This window comes from Polymorphospora sp. A560 (assembly GCF_045781765.1).
GTDB lineage: Bacteria > Actinomycetota > Actinomycetes > Mycobacteriales > Micromonosporaceae > Polymorphospora > Polymorphospora lycopeni.
Genome location: NZ_CP122282.1, coordinates 6219044 through 6235258 on the forward strand (window position 1 = coordinate 6219044; position 16215 = coordinate 6235258).

A 16215-nucleotide genomic window follows, 5' to 3' on the forward strand; every position below is an offset into this window, starting at 1 on the left:
ATTACTTAGCTCTAGTCGATCATCGGACTGTTTCGTCCCGGCGCGGCGTGGCGAGTTCCCGGACGTCCCAGACCCAGACGTCGTCCACCCGCTGCCCGGGTCCGAGCAGGTCCTCGACGGTGTGCCGGAGCGCCGGCGCCTGGTCGTGCCGGACCGGGAGCACCACGATCGCCGCGTTCCAGTAACGCAGGTCGTCGCGGAACAGCCGGCGCTGGCGGTCGTCGACCTCGACGGGCACCCCGGACGACGCCACCCGGGCGAGCAGTCCGGCGCCGTGGCTCGGCGGGGCACCGAACGCGGCCAGGTCGCCGTCCTGGGCGTTGCGCGGTCCGAGGAAGTAGCCACGCGGCACCGACATGTCGAGCCGGGTCGCGGCGGCCCAGCGCAGCCCGTCGGCGTTGCCGTTCTCGGTGACCGGGACCGGGACGACCGTCTGCCCCTCGGCGACGTACGACCGCCAGGTGCCGGAGGTGACGAAGTCCGGCACCGGCGGGCGGTTGTGGGCCGGCAGGGCGACCGGGATCAGCGGCACCAGCGCCATCGCGAGGCCGAGCGCCCACGCCTGCCGGTTGATCCGTGGTACGCCGACCGCCTGGCCGCGCAGCACCCGGTCGGTGGCGATCGCCAGCATGACGCCGACCACGGCCGACGCGATCATGCCGAACCGGGTGGGTACGACGAAGTGCAGCAGCGGCAGGTGCACGAAGACGGCCCACGGCCCGGGGCCGATCTCGGTCCCCTTGTACGACACGACGGTGCCCAGCGACAGCAGGGCGAAGAAGAGGCCGGTGAAGGCGAGTGCCCGGACGACCGCGTCCCGCCACAGCCAGACGGTGGTGACGACGAGCAGCAGGACCAGCGGCCAGCCGAAGAAGGAGTTCTCCTCCGACGGGTTGGGGGCGAGGTTCTGGTTGGTCAGCTCGTTGCCGCCCAGCGTCGGCGTGCCGAAGCTGGTGAAGGCGGCCAGGTCGTTGCCGAAGTGGGCGACCTCGATCCCCTGGTAGTTCTGCGGCCCGGAGAACTGCACGTAGAGCGGGTAGGCGAGCAGCGCTCCGGCGATGACCGCGCAGACGGCGAGCCCGCCGAGCAGGCGGCGCCACGCCCCGGCCCACAGGTCCCGCCGTTGCAGGACGTACGCCAGCAGGAAGACCCCGCAGGCGATCGCGGTGAAGAGCAGGATCTCCTCGTTGATGAAGGCCTGGTAGGTGACCAGCAGGGCGAGGATGATCCCGTCGCGGACCGGTCGGGCGCCGGGCCGGCACAGCACCAGCACCCGCCACACGATGAACGGGACCAGGACCTGGCCGATGATGTTCGGGTGCCAGTTGGCGTGCGCCAGCATCGCCGGGCAGAAGCCGCAGAACCAGCCGCCGACCGCGGCGGCGACCCGGGACGAGACCAGGTGCCGCGACAGCACGTAGTACCAGGCCGCCGCGGTCAGCGACAGCATCAGCGTCACCAGCGCGACGAACGAGACGGCCGGCCCGAAGAGCATGGTGACCGGCACCATCGGCACGCTCAGCCCGAGCATCGGCGTGTTGGCCATCAGGTTGACCCCGTCGGGCACGTTCATCCGCTCGGTGAAGAGCGGGTTCTCGCCGTGGGTCACCACCCGCACCGCGTGGGCCAGGAACCACTGCATCAGCGACGGGTCGCTCTCCAGCGTCGGGGCGACCCGGCCGGGCGGGTAGGCCCACAGCCGGCTGGTCACCCACACCGCGGTGAGCAGGTAGAACCCGACGACCACGAAGTCGGCGCGCCGGCTCGACCACCGCCGCAGTCGCGCTGTCACCGACCTGACCCGGCCGGGTGCGGTGCGGTCGGAGACGTCGTCCGCCGGGGGTGACTTCGGCCGGTCGAGCAGGAATTCAGGTGAACTGTCCGCGACGGTCATAGTGCCTCGGATCGTACTCATCGGCGGGGCGACGATCTGGACCAGCCGCCCATTCCATACCCCTGGCGCAGGATCTGTCATCAATCGCGCGGCGGAACCGGCAGGTCGCGTACGTCCCACAGCCACACGTCGTCGACCCGCTGCGGCGGTTCGCCCATGAGTTCGGTCATCGCCGTCCGCAGCGCGTCGACCCGGCGCTGCTCGCCGAGGACCACGACGGCCGCCCGCCAGTAGATCAGGTCTTCGCGGGCCGCCTGCCGTTCCGCCTCGCCGATCGGCGGGACCACGCCGTTGCGGTAGACGTCCTGCAACAGCGCCGAGGTGGGCCGCTGTGCCTGCCCCCAGGATCCGTCGATGTTCCCCGGCGGGTCGGCGGGGCCCATGAAGTAGCCACGCGGCGCCTGGAACTCCAGGTCGGACAGTGCCGACCAGCGCATGCCCAGCCTTCCGCGGGTGACGTCGGCCAGCGGCACCGGCACCAGGGTGCGGCCCTCGGGGACGTACGGCCGCCACTGCCCGGAGGCGATGAAGTCGGGCAGCGGCTCCACCCCGCGTACCGGGGCGGGCAGCGGGGCGACCGGGACGAACGCGGCGACCAGGGCCACCCACCACGCGATCCTCGCCGGCCGGGCGACGCGGTGCCCGGCGACGGTGGTGTCCGGCGCGAGGCTCATGATCCGGTCGGCGGCCAGCGCGAGGACCACGCCCGCGGCGAACGTGGCGACGATCGCGAACCGGGTCACGCTGACCAGGTCGATCACCGGCACGTTGCTGATCAGCCAGAACGGCAGCTTGATCCCGGTGTCCTCGCCCTTGTAGACCAGCGTCGGGCCGAGCGAGATCACCGCGAAGAACAGGCCGGTGATCAGCAGCGCGCGGGCCGCCACCGAGCGCCAGAGCAGCGGTACGGCGACCGCCAGCAGGATCAGCACGGGCCAGCCGAAGAACGAGTTGTCCTCGGTCGGGCTGTTGCTGAGCACCTCGACGGTCGCCGGGTCGCCGGCGAGCGACTGGCGGGCGAACGCCGGGTAGGCCGCCAGGTCGGTGACGAAGGCGTCCGGGTCGTACGGCAGGCCGCGGTAGTGCCCGGGGCCGAAGAACTGCCACCACAGCGGGTAGGCCAGCACCACGAACGACAGCGCGGCGGCGACGCCGAGCCCGGAGAGCATCGGCCGGAGCGCCGCCTTCGCCTCCGCCGGCCGCATCGCGGCGTACGCCACCACGAAGACGCCCAGCGCCATCGCGGCGAACAGCAGCGCCTCCTCGTTGATGAAGATCTGGAGCACGATGAAGACGGCGAGGATCGCCCCGTTGCGCACCGTCCGGCCGGGTTCGCGTAGCTTCAGCGCACGCCAGACGATGAACGGGATGAGGAAGTGCGCGACGAAGTTGATGTGCCCGTTGGCGTGCGAGATCATCGTCGGCGCGAACCCGCACCACAGACCGCCGATGTAGGCCGCCGCGCGGGACCGGACGAAGTGCCGGCTCAGCACCCAGTACCAGGCGGCCGCGGTGCCGGCCAGGCTGAGGGTGAGCAGCAGGACGACCGAAACCGCCGCGCCGAAGAAATGGGTGATCGGCGAAACGGGGATACCGAGTGCCATCATCGACGTGTTGGACATCATGTTCACGCCGTCGGGCACGCCGAGCCGTTCGGACCACAACGGATTCTCGAAGTGGAAGACCACCCGCTCGGAGTGCGCGATCAGGAACATGTGCAGCCCGTGGTCGTCCTCGTTACCGGTCAGCACCCGGTTGTACGGGTCGAGCCACAGCCGGCCCATCACGAGCACGCCGAGCGCGAGATAGGTGCCGTACGCGACCAGGTCGACGAGCCGTTCGCGGCTGATCCGCAGGAGCTGGAGGAAACGACGGGAATGGTCCGGGCTGTGGGACGCGGTGCCGCCATTGCGGCCGGCAGCGGCGTCCACGTTGGGTTCCGCGGAGGTCATGATGGCTGGCATGTTAGCCGATCCGATCGGTCGCCGAGCCGGGCGGGAAGATATCCGCCGGCCACCGTCCTGACCCGCAGTTATACCCGTCGAGACAACGGAACAACGCGAAACGAATTGATGAACGCCTTATTCAGATGTGCCGCCTCGGCCCCCCTTCCGGGTCCCGTACGATGTGGCACCGGGCATCAGGGTCGACAGGGGGACCTCACATGATCTCGCTCCGGCGCGGTCTGCTGGGCATCGGCCTGGCGGCCGTCATGGTGGGCGGCGCCGCCTGCGGCGGCACCGAAGAGGTGCCGCCGGAGCGGGCGCTGCCGGTGGGTCACTACACACTCGACGGTGGGCTCCAGGTCTGGCCCGCGCGCGGAGGGCTGTCCGGCGACGAGGAGGCCCACCGGGCGGTGGCGCGGGCCGTCGACGCCTGGCGCACCCCCGCCGGTGACCGGCCCCGGCTGGAGACCTCCGGCATCCTCTGGCTCGGCGAGACCGACGGGCGGACCCTCGCCGTGGTCGCCGCCGACGTACCGGTCTACGGCGCGTCGTGGCTGCTCCAGCTCGACGGCGCCGGCGACGGGCTGGCGGTGACCAGCGCGGCGCAGTACACCGACCCGGGCTACCTGGTCTATTCCGACCTGCTCCCGGTCCGGCTGGGCAGCACCACCCGCTACCTGGCGTCGGCCCGGGTCGAGCAGGTCACCGGCCCGAACGGGCGCCCGGTGCGGGTGAGCGAAGGGCTGACCGACCCGGTCGACGTGGCGCGGTGTACGGCGAGCCCGATCGCCGTGCGGCTGCGGGCCACCGAGTCGCAGCCCCGCGGCACCGCCAACGACGAACTGCTCGACCTCGGCACCGCCGTCGAGCAGCCCCGCTACCCGGTCGTCCCGGACCAGGACGGGCGCGGCGCGACCGCGCTGGAGGACCTCGACACGTGCGCGCTGGCCGGCGAGGACATCGCCTTCGGCAGCATCGACCCGAGCCCGGCCGACGGCCGCTCCTACCCCCAGGTGCCGACCTCGTGGCCGATCGAGTCGATCTACCAGGTCAACCTGGGCGAGGTCGGGTCCGGCCCGCTCGCCGGGCGGTTCGACCGGCTCACCTGGCGCAGCCAGGAGGGCACCACCTACGCGGCGGTGTTCCGGCCGGACAACGGCACGCCGGCGGTCTCGAAGGCCGACCGGGTGGCCGCGGTGCAGGCGTACGAGATCGACATCCAGGGCCGCGAGTACGTGGTGCTGAGCTGGGACGACGAGGACGACGACGCCGTGCTGCAACTGCCCGAGGGGGTCCAGCCGGTGCTGGAGCAGCGAGGGCTGGCGGTGGTGCCGAAGGCCGACCGGTCGCAGACCTACCGGGTGAGCGTCGGCGGCCGGCTGGAGACCCGTACCGTCGAGAAGTAGACCGCGCGCGAGAGCCCCGGACCCTGCGGTCCGGGGCTCTCGGCTACGAGGTCACTTCGCCTTCACACCCCACGCGTCGGGCACCGGCAGCTCCCGGTCGCCGGCGTCGTCGAGCCGGGACACCCAGCCGGTCACCTGGCGGGCCACGTCCTGGGCGGTCAGCCCGATGTCGGCGAGGATCTGGGCGCGGGTGCCGTGCGGATGCCACTGGGCCGGCACGCCGAGGTCGCGCAGCGGCACCCGGACGTCCGCGTCGCGCAGCTCCTTGGCCAGCGCGTCGCCGACGCCGCCGTTGCGTACGCCGTCCTCGACGGTGACCACCAGCCGGTGGCCGGCGGCCAGGGTGACCAGCTCGGCCGGCACCGGCCGCACCCAGCGCGGGTCGACCACGGTCACGCCGTAGCCGTGCTCGGCGACCCGGGCGGCGACCTGCGTGCCGAGCTGCCCGAAGGCACCGACCGCGACGAGCAGGACGTCCTTGCGCTCGGCCTCGGCGAGCACGTCGACCGGCCCGACCCGGCGCACGGCCGGCAGGTCGGCGGCGACCGAACCGGTCGGGAAGCGCAGGATGGTCGGGCCGTCGTCGACGGCGACCGCCTCGCGTAGTTCCTCGCGCAGGGTGGCGGCGTCACGGGGGGCGGCGATACGCAGGCCCGGCACCACCCCGAAGACCGACATGTCCCAGATGCCGTAGTGGCTCGGCCCGTCCGGTCCGGTGATGCCGGCCCGGTCGAGCACGAAGGTGACCGGCAGCTTGTGCATGGCGACGTCGAGCAGCACCTGGTCGAAGGCCCGGTTGAGGAAGGTGGCGTAGACGGCCACGACCGGGTGCAGGCCGCCGAGCGCCAGCCCGGCCGCCGAGGTGGCGGCGTGCTGCTCGGCGATGCCGACGTCGTACGTGCGCTCGGGATACTTGCGGGCCAGCGCGGCGATCCCGGTCGGCTCGGCCATCGCGGCCGTGATGCCGACGACGTCGGGGCGCTCGTCGGCGATGTCGACCAGTTCCTCGGCGAAGACGTGGGTCCACTTGACGCTCGGCTTCGCCAGCAGCTTGCCCGTCTCCGCGTCGAAGGCACCCGGGCCGTGCAGGCAGTCGGCCTCGTCCTCCTCCGCCGGGCGGTAGCCGTAGCCCTTGCGGGTGACCGCGTGCACGATCACCGGGCCGCCGAAGCCCTTGGCCTTGCGCAGCGCCGACTCGACGGCGGCGACGTCGTGGCCGTCGATCGGGCCGACGTACTTCAGGCCGAGGTCCTCGAACATGGTCTGCGGGGAGACCGCGTCCTTGATCCCCTTCTTGACCGCGTGCAGCACCTCGTACATCGGCTTGCCGACCAGCGGCGTCGAGCCGAGCGACTCCCGGACCAGGTCGAGGACCTTCTCGTAGCCGGGGTTGAGCCGCAGCGCCGACAGGTGGTCGGCCAGCCCGCCGATGGTCGGCGCGTAGGAGCGGCCGTTGTCGTTGACGACGATGACCAGCGGGTTGCGGGCGCCGGCGATGTTGTTCAGCGCCTCCCAGCACATGCCGCCGGTCAGTGCGCCGTCGCCGACCACCGCCACGACGCTGCGCTGCTCGCCGCGCAGGGCGAACGCCTTGGCGAGCCCGTCGGCGTAGGACAGCGCGGTCGAGGCGTGCGAGTTCTCGATCAGGTCGTGCTCGCTCTCGGCCTGGCTCGGGTAGCCGGACAGGCCACCGCGCTGACGGAGCTGGTCGAAGCCCTCCTGCCGGCCGGTCAGCATCTTGTGCACGTATGCCTGGTGGCCGGTGTCGAACAGGAACTTGTCGCGGGGCGAGTCGAAGACCCGGTGCATCGCGATGGTCAGCTCGACGACGCCGAGGTTGGGTCCGAGATGGCCGCCGGTGCGCGAGACCTTCGCCACCAGGAAGTCCCGGATCTCCGCGGCGAGGATCTCCAACTCCTCGGCCGACATGCGTTTGACGTCCTGCGGGCCGTGGACCGTGCTCACCAGACGACCGTCGCCGGCCGGACCTTCTTCAACGCTCATGACCGGACAGTCTATCGGTGCCGGCCACGCACGCGGCCTGAGACAAGATCGACGGATGGCCCCCCGGCCGGGCCCGGCACCGCCGGGCGCCAGTTTCGACAAGGCTGTCGTTCCGGGGTGATTCCACCCACGGGCCGTCACCCGATCGGTCAACAAAAGCGGCGGAATGCCGCGACCGCCGTACGCTGAGGGTAACTACGCCCTTCCCGAAGGTAACGCCATGTCGTCGCTGCCGTCCGTCCCCCGGCACCCCGTCCGTCCCGGCGCCGCCGCCGCCGGCCAGGTGCTCGCGCTGGCCCTCGTGGCCCTGGTCGCCCTGCCCCTGCTGCCCGTGGTCCTGCTGGTCGCCGCCTGGATCAGGCTGCGGGACCGGTTCGACCGCCCGGCACCCGCCGCCCGGCCGGTCTCCGCCCCGCCCTCCGCGGCCCACGCCGCCTGACCGCCGCCGCGCGGCCCCGCGGACCGGTTCGCCGCCGGCCACTGACTGCCCGGCCCCGCGGACCGGCCCGCCGCCGGCGCTGTCGGTCCGCCGTCACCGGTTCAAGGTCCGCCGCCAGACGCCGCGGGTCCCGCGGGCGCGTCGCCCGCGGGACCCGGAAACGCCCGGCTACGGGTCACTCCACCCGGCGCCGGAAACGGCCGAGGAGCAGGACGACAGCGCCCGCCCCGAGCAGGGACAGCCCGACACCCGCCACGGTCGCGGTCGAGTCACCGGTCTTCGGCAGCTCGTCCTTGTGCGTCGGCGTGGCGGTCGGCTTGTGCGTCGGCTTGTGGGTGGGCGTGTGGGTCGGCTTGTGGGTCGGTTTGTGGGTCGGCTTGTGGGTCGGTTTGTGGGTCGGCTTGTGCGTGGGCCGGTGGGTCGGCTTGTGGCCCAGCGTCTCGCTGTACTTGAAGCCGGCGATCCACAGCGTCCAGGTCGTGCCGGGCTCCCACTTGACCCGCTGGTAGTCGTAGTCGTCGGCCCGGACGTAGCCCTCGATCTTCTTGTCCTTGTCCTTGTCGCTGGACAGGACGTAGCGTTCGCCCTTCTCCGATCCGTTGCGGATCCGCAGGACGGCGTACTCGTCACCCTTGTCGTGCTTGACCGACAGGCCGTAGTCCTTGCGGTCGGGCCGGCAGCGCTCCCGCTCCTCGCCGCCGGTGGTGCTGTTCTCGCCTCCCTCCCACGGCCTGCACGTGGGCGTCGACGCGACGTTCACCTCGGCCCCGTATGCGGCCGGCGCGGCAGCCAGCCCCATCATCCCGATGGCTCCCAACAGACCCGCCGTGACGGCGGCTGACAACGTACGAAGCACAACGTCCTCCAAGGAAGTTGCAAAAAGGACCCCATTGTCGATGGGCTTCACCGGCGGACGGTGGGCACGATGTGCGTCCCGACCAGCTAACGAGGCATCCATCAACGGGGCGCGCCCACGGGACACAACTACGTCCGGTGGGCCTGGCGATGACACCGAGTAGTCGCGAATGGCCGGCCGATCGGACCACCCCGGGCGCTGTCCGGCCGAACCGGACATCGATAGATCCGCCGCGACGGCGGGCGGCGGTCAGCCCGGGAGGAGCAGGCCGACGCACTCCACGTGCTGCGTCATCGGGAACAGGTCGTACGCCCGCAGGGCCGCCAGCCGCCAGCCGGCGGACCGGAACGTCGCCACGTCACGCGCGAAGGCCGCCGGGTCGCAGGCGACGTACGCGACCGCCCGCGGCGCCGCCCCGACCAGGGCGCGCACCACCCCGGCCCCGGCACCGGCCCGGGGCGGATCGAGCACCACCAGGTCGACCGGGCCGGTGATCCGGCGCCGGGCCAGCGCCGTCTCGACCCGGGCCGCGACGATCTCGACCCCGGGCAGGTCGCGCAGGTTGTCCCGGGCCGCCGCCACACCCACCGGCGCCGCCTCGACCAGGGTGATCCGGGCCGCCGGCCCGACCCGGTCGGCCAGCGCCGCGGCGAAGAGCCCGGCACCGCCGTACAGGTCCCACGCCGACTCCCCCGGCGCCGGGTCGAGCAGGTCGACCACGGCCCCGGCCAGCGTGTCGGCCGCCGCCGGGTGCACCTGCCAGAACGCCTCCGCCGGCAGCCGCCAGTCCCGGCCGACGGCCCGTTCGGTCACCGTCGCCGGACCGTCCACGACGGTCGCGGCGCCGTCGGCGAGGGCGCGGACGGTCACGTCGCCGCCGGACGACGCGACCGTCTCCACCACCTCGGCCGCCGGCCAGCGCCGGCCACCGGCCGCCAGCACCGGCAGGTCCCGTACGCCGGGGTGCGCGATCAGGCAGCGGTCGACGGGTACGACCTGGTGGGTGCGGTGGCGCAACAGTCCGGCCCGGCCGGCCGCGTCGACGGCGTACCGCACCCGGGACCGCCAGCCGAGCGGCCCGCCCGGCAGCGCCTCGACGGTCACCCCCAGGTCGGCGACCTCGTCGGGGGTCAGCCCGCCGAGCCGGTGCAGTTGCTCGCGTACGACGTCGGCCTTCCACACCAGCTGCGCGGCCGGTGCGACGTGCTGCAGGTCGCAGCCGCCGCACAGCTCCGGCCGGGCGTACGGGCACGGCGGCGCGACCCGGTCCGGCGCCGGGTCGAGCACCGCCACCGCGTCGGCGCGCAGGTAGCCGCGGTGCAGTTCGGTGATCTGCGCGACCACCCGCTCGCCGGGCAGGGCGTGCCGCACGAAGACCACCCGGCCGTCGAGCCTCGCCACGCAGTGGCCGCCGTGCGCGACCGCACCGACCACGAGTTCGACCCGGTCGCCCTCGACCGGGTCACCGGCCGCCGCCGTGGTGTCGACCGTCTCCACGTTCACCCCTCCCCCCGGGCCGGGGCGGCGCCGCCCCGGTCCGCCACGGTTTCACCGGCCGGGTCCCCGTCCACCGACGGGTAGGGGTCGCGACGGGCGGCCCGCGGCCCGCGCGCCGGCCCGAGGGTCAGCGTCGCGTCGTACCGCTCCAGGTTCTTGTTGGCGGTCGACGCGAGTTGCCAGGGAACGCTGGTCACCATGACGCCCGGCTCGAAGAGCAGCCGGCCCTTGAGCCGCAACGCGCTCTGGTTGTGCAACAGGTTCTCCCACCAGTGGCCTACGACGTACTCGGGGATGAAGACGGTGACGACGTCGCGGGGCGCGTTCCGGCGCGCGGACTTGACGAAGTCGATGACCGGCCGGGTGATCTCCCGGTAGGGCGAGTCGATGACGGTCAGCGGCACCGGCACCCCGTGCCGTTCCCAGTCGCGCTGCAGCTTCTGGGTGTCGGTGTCGTCGACGTTGACGGTCACCGCGGTCAGCGTGTCGGGCCGGGTCGCCTGCGCGTACGCGACCGCCCGCAGCGTCGGCCGGTGCAGCTTGCTGACCAGTACGACCGCGTGGTTGCGGGCCGGCAGGACCGGCCGGCCCTCGTCGGGTTCGAGTTCGGCGGCGACCCGGTCGTAGTGCCGCCGGATGGTCAGCATCAGCAGGTAGATGACCGCCATCGCGGCGATGGCGATCCAGGCGCCCAGCAGGAACTTGGTGATCAGGACGATGACCAGGACGGTGCCGGTCAGGCCCATGCCGAAGCCGTTGATCGCCCGCGAGCGGAGCATCCGCCGCCGGGCCTGCGGGTCGCGTTCGGTCCGCAGCCGCCGGTTCCAGTGCCGGATCATGCCGGCCTGCGACAGGGTGAACGAGACGAAGACCCCGACGATGTAGAGCTGGATCAGCCGGGTCACCTCGGCCTGGAACCCGACGATCAGCACGATCGCGAAGACGGCCAGGAAGACGATGCCGTTGGAGAACGCCAGCCGGTCGCCGCGGGTGTGCAGTTGGCGGGGCAGGTAGCGGTCCTGGGCGAGGATCGAGCCGAGCACCGGGAAGCCGTTGAACGCGGTGTTGGCGGCCAGGAAGAGGATCATCGCGGTCGCGGCGACGACCAGGAAGAGCAGCACCGACCCGGAGCCGAAGATCGTCTCACCGAGCTGGGCGGTGACCGTCTTCTGCACGTAGCCGGCCGGCCCCGACTCGATCTGCTGGGCCGGGTCCTCGACGAACTGCAGGCCGGTCAGCCGGGCCAGCCAGATGATCCCGACGATCAGGCCGACCGCGACCGAACCGAGCAGCAGCAGCGTCGTCGCCGCGTTGCGGCTCTTCGGCGGCTTGAACGCGGGTACGCCGTTGGAGATCGCCTCGACGCCGGTCAGCGCCGCACAGCCGGACGAGAACGCCCGCAGCAGCAGGAACACCATGGCCACACCGGTCAGGTCGTGCCACTCCGCGCTGATCACCAGGTCGGCGCTCGGCGCCCGCAGGTCGTGGCCGAGCACCACCACCCGGACCAGACCGGTCAGGATCATGCCGCCCACGACGATGATGAAGCCGTACGTCGGGATGGCGAGCGCGGTGCCGGACTCGCGCAGGCCGCGCAGGTTGATCGCGGTGAGCAGGACGACGGCGCCGACCGCGATACCGACCTTGTGGGTGGCGACGAACGGCAGCACCGAGCCCAGGTTGGCGACCCCGGAGGAGACCGACACGGCGACGGTCAGCACGTAGTCGACCATCAGCGCGCTGGCCACCCCGACCCCGGCCTTCTGGCCGAGGTTGACGGTGGCCACCTCGTAGTCGCCGCCCCCGGACGGGTAGGCGTGCACGGTCTGCCGGTAGCTGGCGACCACGGTCAGCATCACCACGACGACGGCCAGCCCGACCCAGGGCGAGAAGATGAACGCGGACGCGCCGGCGATCGACAGGGTCAGCAGGATCTCGTCCGGGGCGTACGCGACGCTGGACAGCGCGTCGGAGGCGAACACCGGCAGCGCGACGCGCTTCGGTAACAGGGTGTGTTTGAGCCGGTCCGACCGGAACGGTCGGCCCAGCAGCAGCCGCTTCATCAGGGCGGTCGGACGGGCCACAAGGGCTAAGCGTACGGCCGGCCGACCCGGTCGCACGTCGCGGAGGGTGATCACGCCCGGCGCGCCGTACGGCCGGTCCGCCCGCGCCGGGCGTGCCGGGGCGTGGCACGCTCTTGGATGACGCGGGCGGCCCGGCCAACGGGGCGGGCGGGGCGCGGCACGGTAGCGGGAGGACCGGCGTGCACATCGTGATCATGGGCTGTGGCCGGGTCGGCTCGACCCTCGCCCAGCGGCTGGAGGCCCTGGGACACTCCGTCGCGGTCATCGACCAGAACGCGGACGCGTTCCGGCGGCTCGGACCGGACTTCGGCGGGGTCACGGTCACCGGCATCGGCTTCGACGGCGAGGTGCTGCGGGCGGCCGGCGTCGAGCGCGCCGACGCGTTCGCCGCGGTCTCCAGCGGCGACAACTCCAACATCATCTCGGCCCGGCTGGCCCGCGAGACGTTCGGTGTCAACCGGGTGGTCGCCCGGATCTACGACCAGAAGCGGGCCGAGGTCTACGAGCGGCTCGGCATCCCGACGGTGGCGTCGGTGCGCTGGACCGCCGACCGGATCCTGCACCATGTCGTACCCGAGGGCATGGAGATCTTCCGCGACCCGACGAGCACCGTGTCGATCATCGAGGTCCCGACCCACCGGGACTGGGTCGGCCGGCCGCTGCGCGGCTTGGAGGAGGCGACCGGGGCCCGGGCCGCCTACCTGATCCGGTTCGGGATCGGCACGCTGCCCACCGCCTCCACCGTCGTACAGGAGGGAGACCAGATCTTCATGCTGGTCACCGACGACATCGCCGAGACCGTGACGGCGGTCGCCGTCGGCGCGCCGGAAGGGGGGCGGTGACCGTGCGGGTCGCCATCGCGGGAGCCGGCAACGTCGGCCGCTCGATCGCCCAGGAGCTGATCGAAAACGGCCACCAGGTGATGCTGATCGAACGGCAGCCGAGGATGCTGCGCCCCGAGCGGGTGCCGCAGGCCGAGTGGATTCTCGCCGACGCCTGCGAACTGGCCAGCCTCGAGGAGGCCGACGTCGCGAGCTGCGACGTGGTCGTCGCGGCGACCGGCGACGACAAGGTCAACCTGGTGGTGTCGCTACTGGCCAAGACCGAGTTCGCGGTCGCCCGGGTGGTGGCCCGGGTCAACCGGGCCGAGAACGAGTGGCTGTTCACCGAACAGTGGGGCGTCGACGTGGCGGTGAGCAAGCCGCGGGTGATGGCCGCCCTCGTCGAGGAGGCGGTCACCGTCGGCGACCTGGTGCGGTTGATGACGTTCCGGCAGGGCGAGGCGAACCTGGTCGAGATCACCCTGCCGGCCACCGCGCCGTACGTCGGGCAGCCGATCCGCGACGTGCCGCTGCCCCGCGACGCCGCCCTGGTCGCCATCCTGCGCGGGCGGCGGGTGCTGGTGCCGACCCCGGACGACCCGCTGGAGGCCGGCGACGAGCTGATCTTCGTCTGCACGGCCGACATGGAGGACGCCGTACGCCAGGTCGTGCTGGGCGCCGACAGCGTCGAACGGACCCGCAACGGGTCCTGACGCGCCCGGTCAGGCGGAGGCGGGCGTGGCCACCTCGGTACGGGTGACCCGGCGCACCACCCAGATGGTGATCGCCAGCAGCAGCGCGTACGGCGGGTAGCCCAGCGCCAGCCGGGCGACGCCCAGCGCCGTCTCCATGTCGGCCAGGTAGAGGGCGGCCTGCACACCCACCTTGGTCAACCACACCACGCCCCACAGGATGGTCAGCCAGTTGAAGGTGCGGACCAGCACTGGGTTGTGCCGCCAGTCCGACTTGCCGCCGCCGACGATCACCGACCACAGCCAGCCGACCAGCGGCTGCCGGATCGCCACCGAGGCGAGCAGCGCCACCCCGTACGCCACGCCGTAGAGGATGCCGGGCAGGTAGAAGTCCCGGGCCTCGCCGGAACGCAGGGCGATGAAGGCGCCGATCCCGACGCCGAACAGGCCGTTGACCGCGTGCCGGACCGGCTTGCGCTGGGTCAGCCGGAAGACGGCGATCGCCACCGCCACGCCGACCGCCGCGATGATCGCCGGACGCAGCTCGAAGATGACGTTCACCAGCACGAAGACGAGCACCGGGATGCCCGACTCGACCAGCCCGCGCCAGCCGCCGAGCTGTTCGGCCATCTGCTCGGCGAAGGTCGGCATCCGCTCCTCGTCGGGCGTGCCGGCCGCGTCGGTCTTGGCCGTCGGGGGCTGTCCACTCGTCATCTGGGGCCGTCTTTCACTCGCGGTCACACCGGCGGTGGCACCTGGGCCGTCGTCTGCGGCCGGTTCCACCCCGGTCGGTCACCTGGGCGGTTCCAGCTCGTAGTAAGGGTTGTAGATGACTTTACGGTCATCGCGTACGGCTACACGACCCCGCGCGGTCAACTGCCGGCCCGGCTCGATGCCGGTGATCTGCCGCCGGCCCAGCCAGACCAGGGTCACCACGTCGGTGCCGTCGAAGAGGTCCGCCTCCAGGGTCGGTAGGTTGGTGCGCGGCGTGTAGACGACCGTACGCAGCCGACCGGACACCGAAGCCAGCTCGCCCCGCCGGCACTGCCGGGCCGGCACGCAACCGGACTCGGCGCTCTCCCGTTGCAGCTCCTGCGCGTCGAGTTCCGCCTCGCTGGCGGTCAGCCGCTGGAAGAAGCGGCGCAGCGACGGCCGCTCGTCGGTCGCCATGACCTGGTGTCATCCTCCTCGGCGGGCCCCCGCTGGACCCGCCCGGCCCGGTGCGGGCCGTGCTGCCAGCGTACGCCGGCCGGCCCGGTCGCCGGGTCGGCAACCGGACCGGCCGGGTCGCCTGGTCAGTCCGCGCGGCGCGGGCGGGGCGACGGCTTGCGCTTGTGCGGCTGCTGGTCGCCCGGCGCGGCACCGTTGGTCGCGGGGGTGGCCGGCTGCTGCTGGGCGGCCTGCTGTTGGGCGGCCTCCTGCTGGGCGGCCTGCTGCTCGGCGACCTCGCGCGGCAGGCGCAGCGGCAGCGGCTCGCGCACCGGCTTGGCCTCGCCGCCCCGGTCGACGACCAGCCCTTCGAACGCCCGCGTCAACCGGTCGCTCACGCCGGGATCGGCGGCGACCGGCCCCTGGAAGATGCCGCGCACCATCCACCGCGGCCCGTCGACGCCGACGAAGCGCAGGTCGGTCAGGCCCTCCGGGGTACGGACCCGGGCCCGCAGCTCGACGCCGTGCTCGCCGTCGCTTTCCTGCGCCGCGACGCCGTCGTTGAACAGCGAGGTCCGGATCTCCTCCCGGAACTCGGCCCAGATGCCCTCGCTACGCGGCGCGGCGAACACGGCGAGCTGCAGCGCGTTCCCGCCGTCGACGAGCACGACCTGCTGCACGCTGCCGTCGGGGTTGGCCTGCACCCGGACCTCGACGCCCTCGACCGCCGGGATGTGGAGGCTGCCCAGGTCGAGCCGCTGCACCCCCTCCGGCGCCTCCGAGCTGTCGTACGGGCCGCGCTCGGGAGCCGCGTTCTCCTCGGCCGGGCTGTCGCGCGCGACGTCGGCCGGACCGCCGGGCCGCTCGTCGCGGGCGTGCCGTCCGGAGCCGCCGCGTCGCCGGGAAAAGATCACTGGCTCAACCTCTCGTCCACAAGATCCGCCTTGACAACCTGCTCGACCAGGCCGGCGTGGCCGCCGGTGGAACCGTGCCCGCCAACCCCGCGACTGGAGTCGGGCAGCTCGTCGACGAGCAGGAAGTCTGCCCGCTCCACACGCTGCACCACAAGCTGCGCGATCCGGTCGCCGCGGGAGATCTTCGCCGGGTGCACCGGATCATGGTTGATCAGGTTGACCAGGATCTCCCCCCGGTAGCCGGCGTCGACCGTACCGGGCGCGTTCAGCACCGTGACCCCCAGCTTGGCGGCCAGCCCGGAACGGGGGTGCACCAGACCCACGTAGCCGTCCGGCAGGGCCAGCGCGACCCCGGTACGGACCAGCGCCCGGGCGCCCGGGGCCAGCTCCACGTCCTGCGCCGACACCAGGTCCGCACCGGCGTCGCCCGGGTGGGCGTACGTCGGCGGCGGCAGGTCCGGGTCGAGCATGCGCAGCGGTACGGGCACGGCGTGGGTCACGGTCTCACTCTTC

Annotated in this window: 14 protein-coding genes; 4 read left to right on the forward strand and 10 right to left on the reverse strand. The window is 72.6% G+C overall.

Translation table 11 applies throughout. The annotated features are described in order from the left end of the window. Positions 1-19: 19 nt before the first annotated feature. Both QCD66_RS28200 and QCD66_RS28205 read right to left on the reverse strand, forming a co-directional pair. Positions 20-1894: a hypothetical protein gene (locus tag QCD66_RS28200; protein WP_364207771.1), complete on the reverse strand. Its 1875-nt coding sequence runs from the start codon at positions 1892-1894 to the stop codon at positions 20-22. Between the two features lie 80 nt (positions 1895-1974). After that, the gene (locus QCD66_RS28205) at positions 1975-3846 is read right to left on the reverse strand and encodes a hypothetical protein (RefSeq protein WP_375735788.1); all 1872 of its coding nucleotides are present in this window, start codon (positions 3844-3846) and stop codon (positions 1975-1977) included. 212 nt (positions 3847-4058) lie between these two features. On the opposite strand from QCD66_RS28205, the gene QCD66_RS28210 reads away from it, so the two are divergent. Further along, positions 4059-5246, forward strand: coding sequence for a hypothetical protein (locus tag QCD66_RS28210; protein ID WP_375735789.1), 1188 nt, complete (start codon positions 4059-4061; stop codon positions 5244-5246). A gap of 51 nt (positions 5247-5297) precedes the next feature. On the opposite strand, the gene dxs is transcribed toward QCD66_RS28210, so the two are convergent. After that, positions 5298-7250, reverse strand: coding sequence for a 1-deoxy-D-xylulose-5-phosphate synthase (gene dxs / locus QCD66_RS28215; RefSeq protein ID WP_357536110.1), 1953 nt, complete (start codon positions 7248-7250; stop codon positions 5298-5300). Positions 7251-7470: 220 nt separating this feature from the next. Between dxs and QCD66_RS28220 the strand changes: the two genes are divergently transcribed. Beyond that, positions 7471-7689, forward strand: coding sequence for a hypothetical protein (locus QCD66_RS28220; protein WP_364207778.1), 219 nt, complete (start codon positions 7471-7473; stop codon positions 7687-7689). 175 nt (positions 7690-7864) lie between these two features. Here QCD66_RS28220 and QCD66_RS28225 read toward each other — a convergent pair whose 3' ends face one another. The 3 genes from QCD66_RS28225 to QCD66_RS28235 form a co-directional block, all read right to left on the reverse strand. Further along, the gene (locus tag QCD66_RS28225; protein WP_375735790.1) at positions 7865-8491 is read right to left on the reverse strand and encodes an LPXTG cell wall anchor domain-containing protein; all 627 of its coding nucleotides are present in this window, start codon (positions 8489-8491) and stop codon (positions 7865-7867) included. 303 nt (positions 8492-8794) lie between these two features. Continuing rightward, on the reverse strand, positions 8795-10042 hold the full coding sequence (locus QCD66_RS28230; protein ID WP_364207782.1) for a TRAM domain-containing protein: 1248 nt from the start codon (positions 10040-10042) through the stop codon (positions 8795-8797). A 2-nt stretch (positions 10043-10044) separates the two neighbouring features. Next, entirely contained in the window at positions 10045-12126 is a 2082-nt protein-coding gene (locus tag QCD66_RS28235; RefSeq protein ID WP_364207784.1) for an APC family permease, read from the reverse strand. A 179-nt stretch (positions 12127-12305) separates the two neighbouring features. On the opposite strand from QCD66_RS28235, the gene QCD66_RS28240 reads away from it, so the two are divergent. Next, on the forward strand, positions 12306-12968 hold the full coding sequence (locus QCD66_RS28240; protein ID WP_364207786.1) for a TrkA family potassium uptake protein: 663 nt from the start codon (positions 12306-12308) through the stop codon (positions 12966-12968). Then, on the forward strand, positions 12965-13660 hold the full coding sequence (locus QCD66_RS28245) for a TrkA family potassium uptake protein (RefSeq protein WP_357536102.1): 696 nt from the start codon (positions 12965-12967) through the stop codon (positions 13658-13660). Before QCD66_RS28240 ends, QCD66_RS28245 begins: the two co-directional genes overlap by 4 nt. A 9-nt stretch (positions 13661-13669) precedes the next feature. Here the strand turns inward: QCD66_RS28245 and QCD66_RS28250 are convergent, their stop codons facing one another. The 4 genes from QCD66_RS28250 to dut form a co-directional block, all read right to left on the reverse strand. Beyond that, positions 13670-14353, reverse strand: a complete 684-nt coding sequence (locus tag QCD66_RS28250) for a DUF3159 domain-containing protein (protein WP_364207788.1) — start codon at positions 14351-14353, stop codon at positions 13670-13672. A 78-nt stretch (positions 14354-14431) separates the two neighbouring features. After that, a complete protein-coding gene (locus QCD66_RS28255; RefSeq protein ID WP_357536098.1) occupies positions 14432-14809 on the reverse strand; it encodes an OB-fold nucleic acid binding domain-containing protein in 378 nt (125 codons plus the stop codon). Between the two features lie 125 nt (positions 14810-14934). Further along, a complete protein-coding gene (locus QCD66_RS28260; RefSeq protein WP_375735792.1) occupies positions 14935-15702 on the reverse strand; it encodes a DUF3710 domain-containing protein in 768 nt (255 codons plus the stop codon). Continuing rightward, the gene (dut, locus tag QCD66_RS28265) at positions 15699-16172 is read right to left on the reverse strand and encodes a dUTP diphosphatase (RefSeq protein WP_364208775.1); all 474 of its coding nucleotides are present in this window, start codon (positions 16170-16172) and stop codon (positions 15699-15701) included. The genes QCD66_RS28260 and dut overlap by 4 nt, the downstream gene beginning before the upstream one ends. Positions 16173-16215 lie beyond the last annotated feature (43 nt).

Bases quoted from the DNA above. Each gene is read 5' to 3' on its own strand.
- QCD66_RS28200 (WP_364207771.1), bottom strand. From the start codon at position 1,894: ATGACCGTCGCGGACAGTTCACCTGAATTCCTGCTCGACCGGCCGAAG.
- QCD66_RS28205 (WP_375735788.1), bottom strand. From the start codon at position 3,846: ATGACCTCCGCGGAACCCAACGTGGACGCCGCTGCCGGCCGCAATGGC.
- QCD66_RS28210 (WP_375735789.1), top strand. From the start codon at position 4,059: ATGATCTCGCTCCGGCGCGGTCTGCTGGGCATCGGCCTGGCGGCCGTC.
- dxs (WP_357536110.1), bottom strand. From the start codon at position 7,250: ATGAGCGTTGAAGAAGGTCCGGCCGGCGACGGTCGTCTGGTGAGCACG.
- QCD66_RS28220 (WP_364207778.1), top strand. From the start codon at position 7,471: ATGTCGTCGCTGCCGTCCGTCCCCCGGCACCCCGTCCGTCCCGGCGCC.
- QCD66_RS28225 (WP_375735790.1), bottom strand. From the start codon at position 8,491: ATGATGGGGCTGGCTGCCGCGCCGGCCGCATACGGGGCCGAGGTGAAC.
- QCD66_RS28250 (WP_364207788.1), bottom strand. From the start codon at position 14,353: ATGACGAGTGGACAGCCCCCGACGGCCAAGACCGACGCGGCCGGCACG.
- QCD66_RS28255 (WP_357536098.1), bottom strand. From the start codon at position 14,809: ATGGCGACCGACGAGCGGCCGTCGCTGCGCCGCTTCTTCCAGCGGCTG.
- dut (WP_364208775.1), bottom strand. From the start codon at position 16,172: ATGCTCGACCCGGACCTGCCGCCGCCGACGTACGCCCACCCGGGCGAC.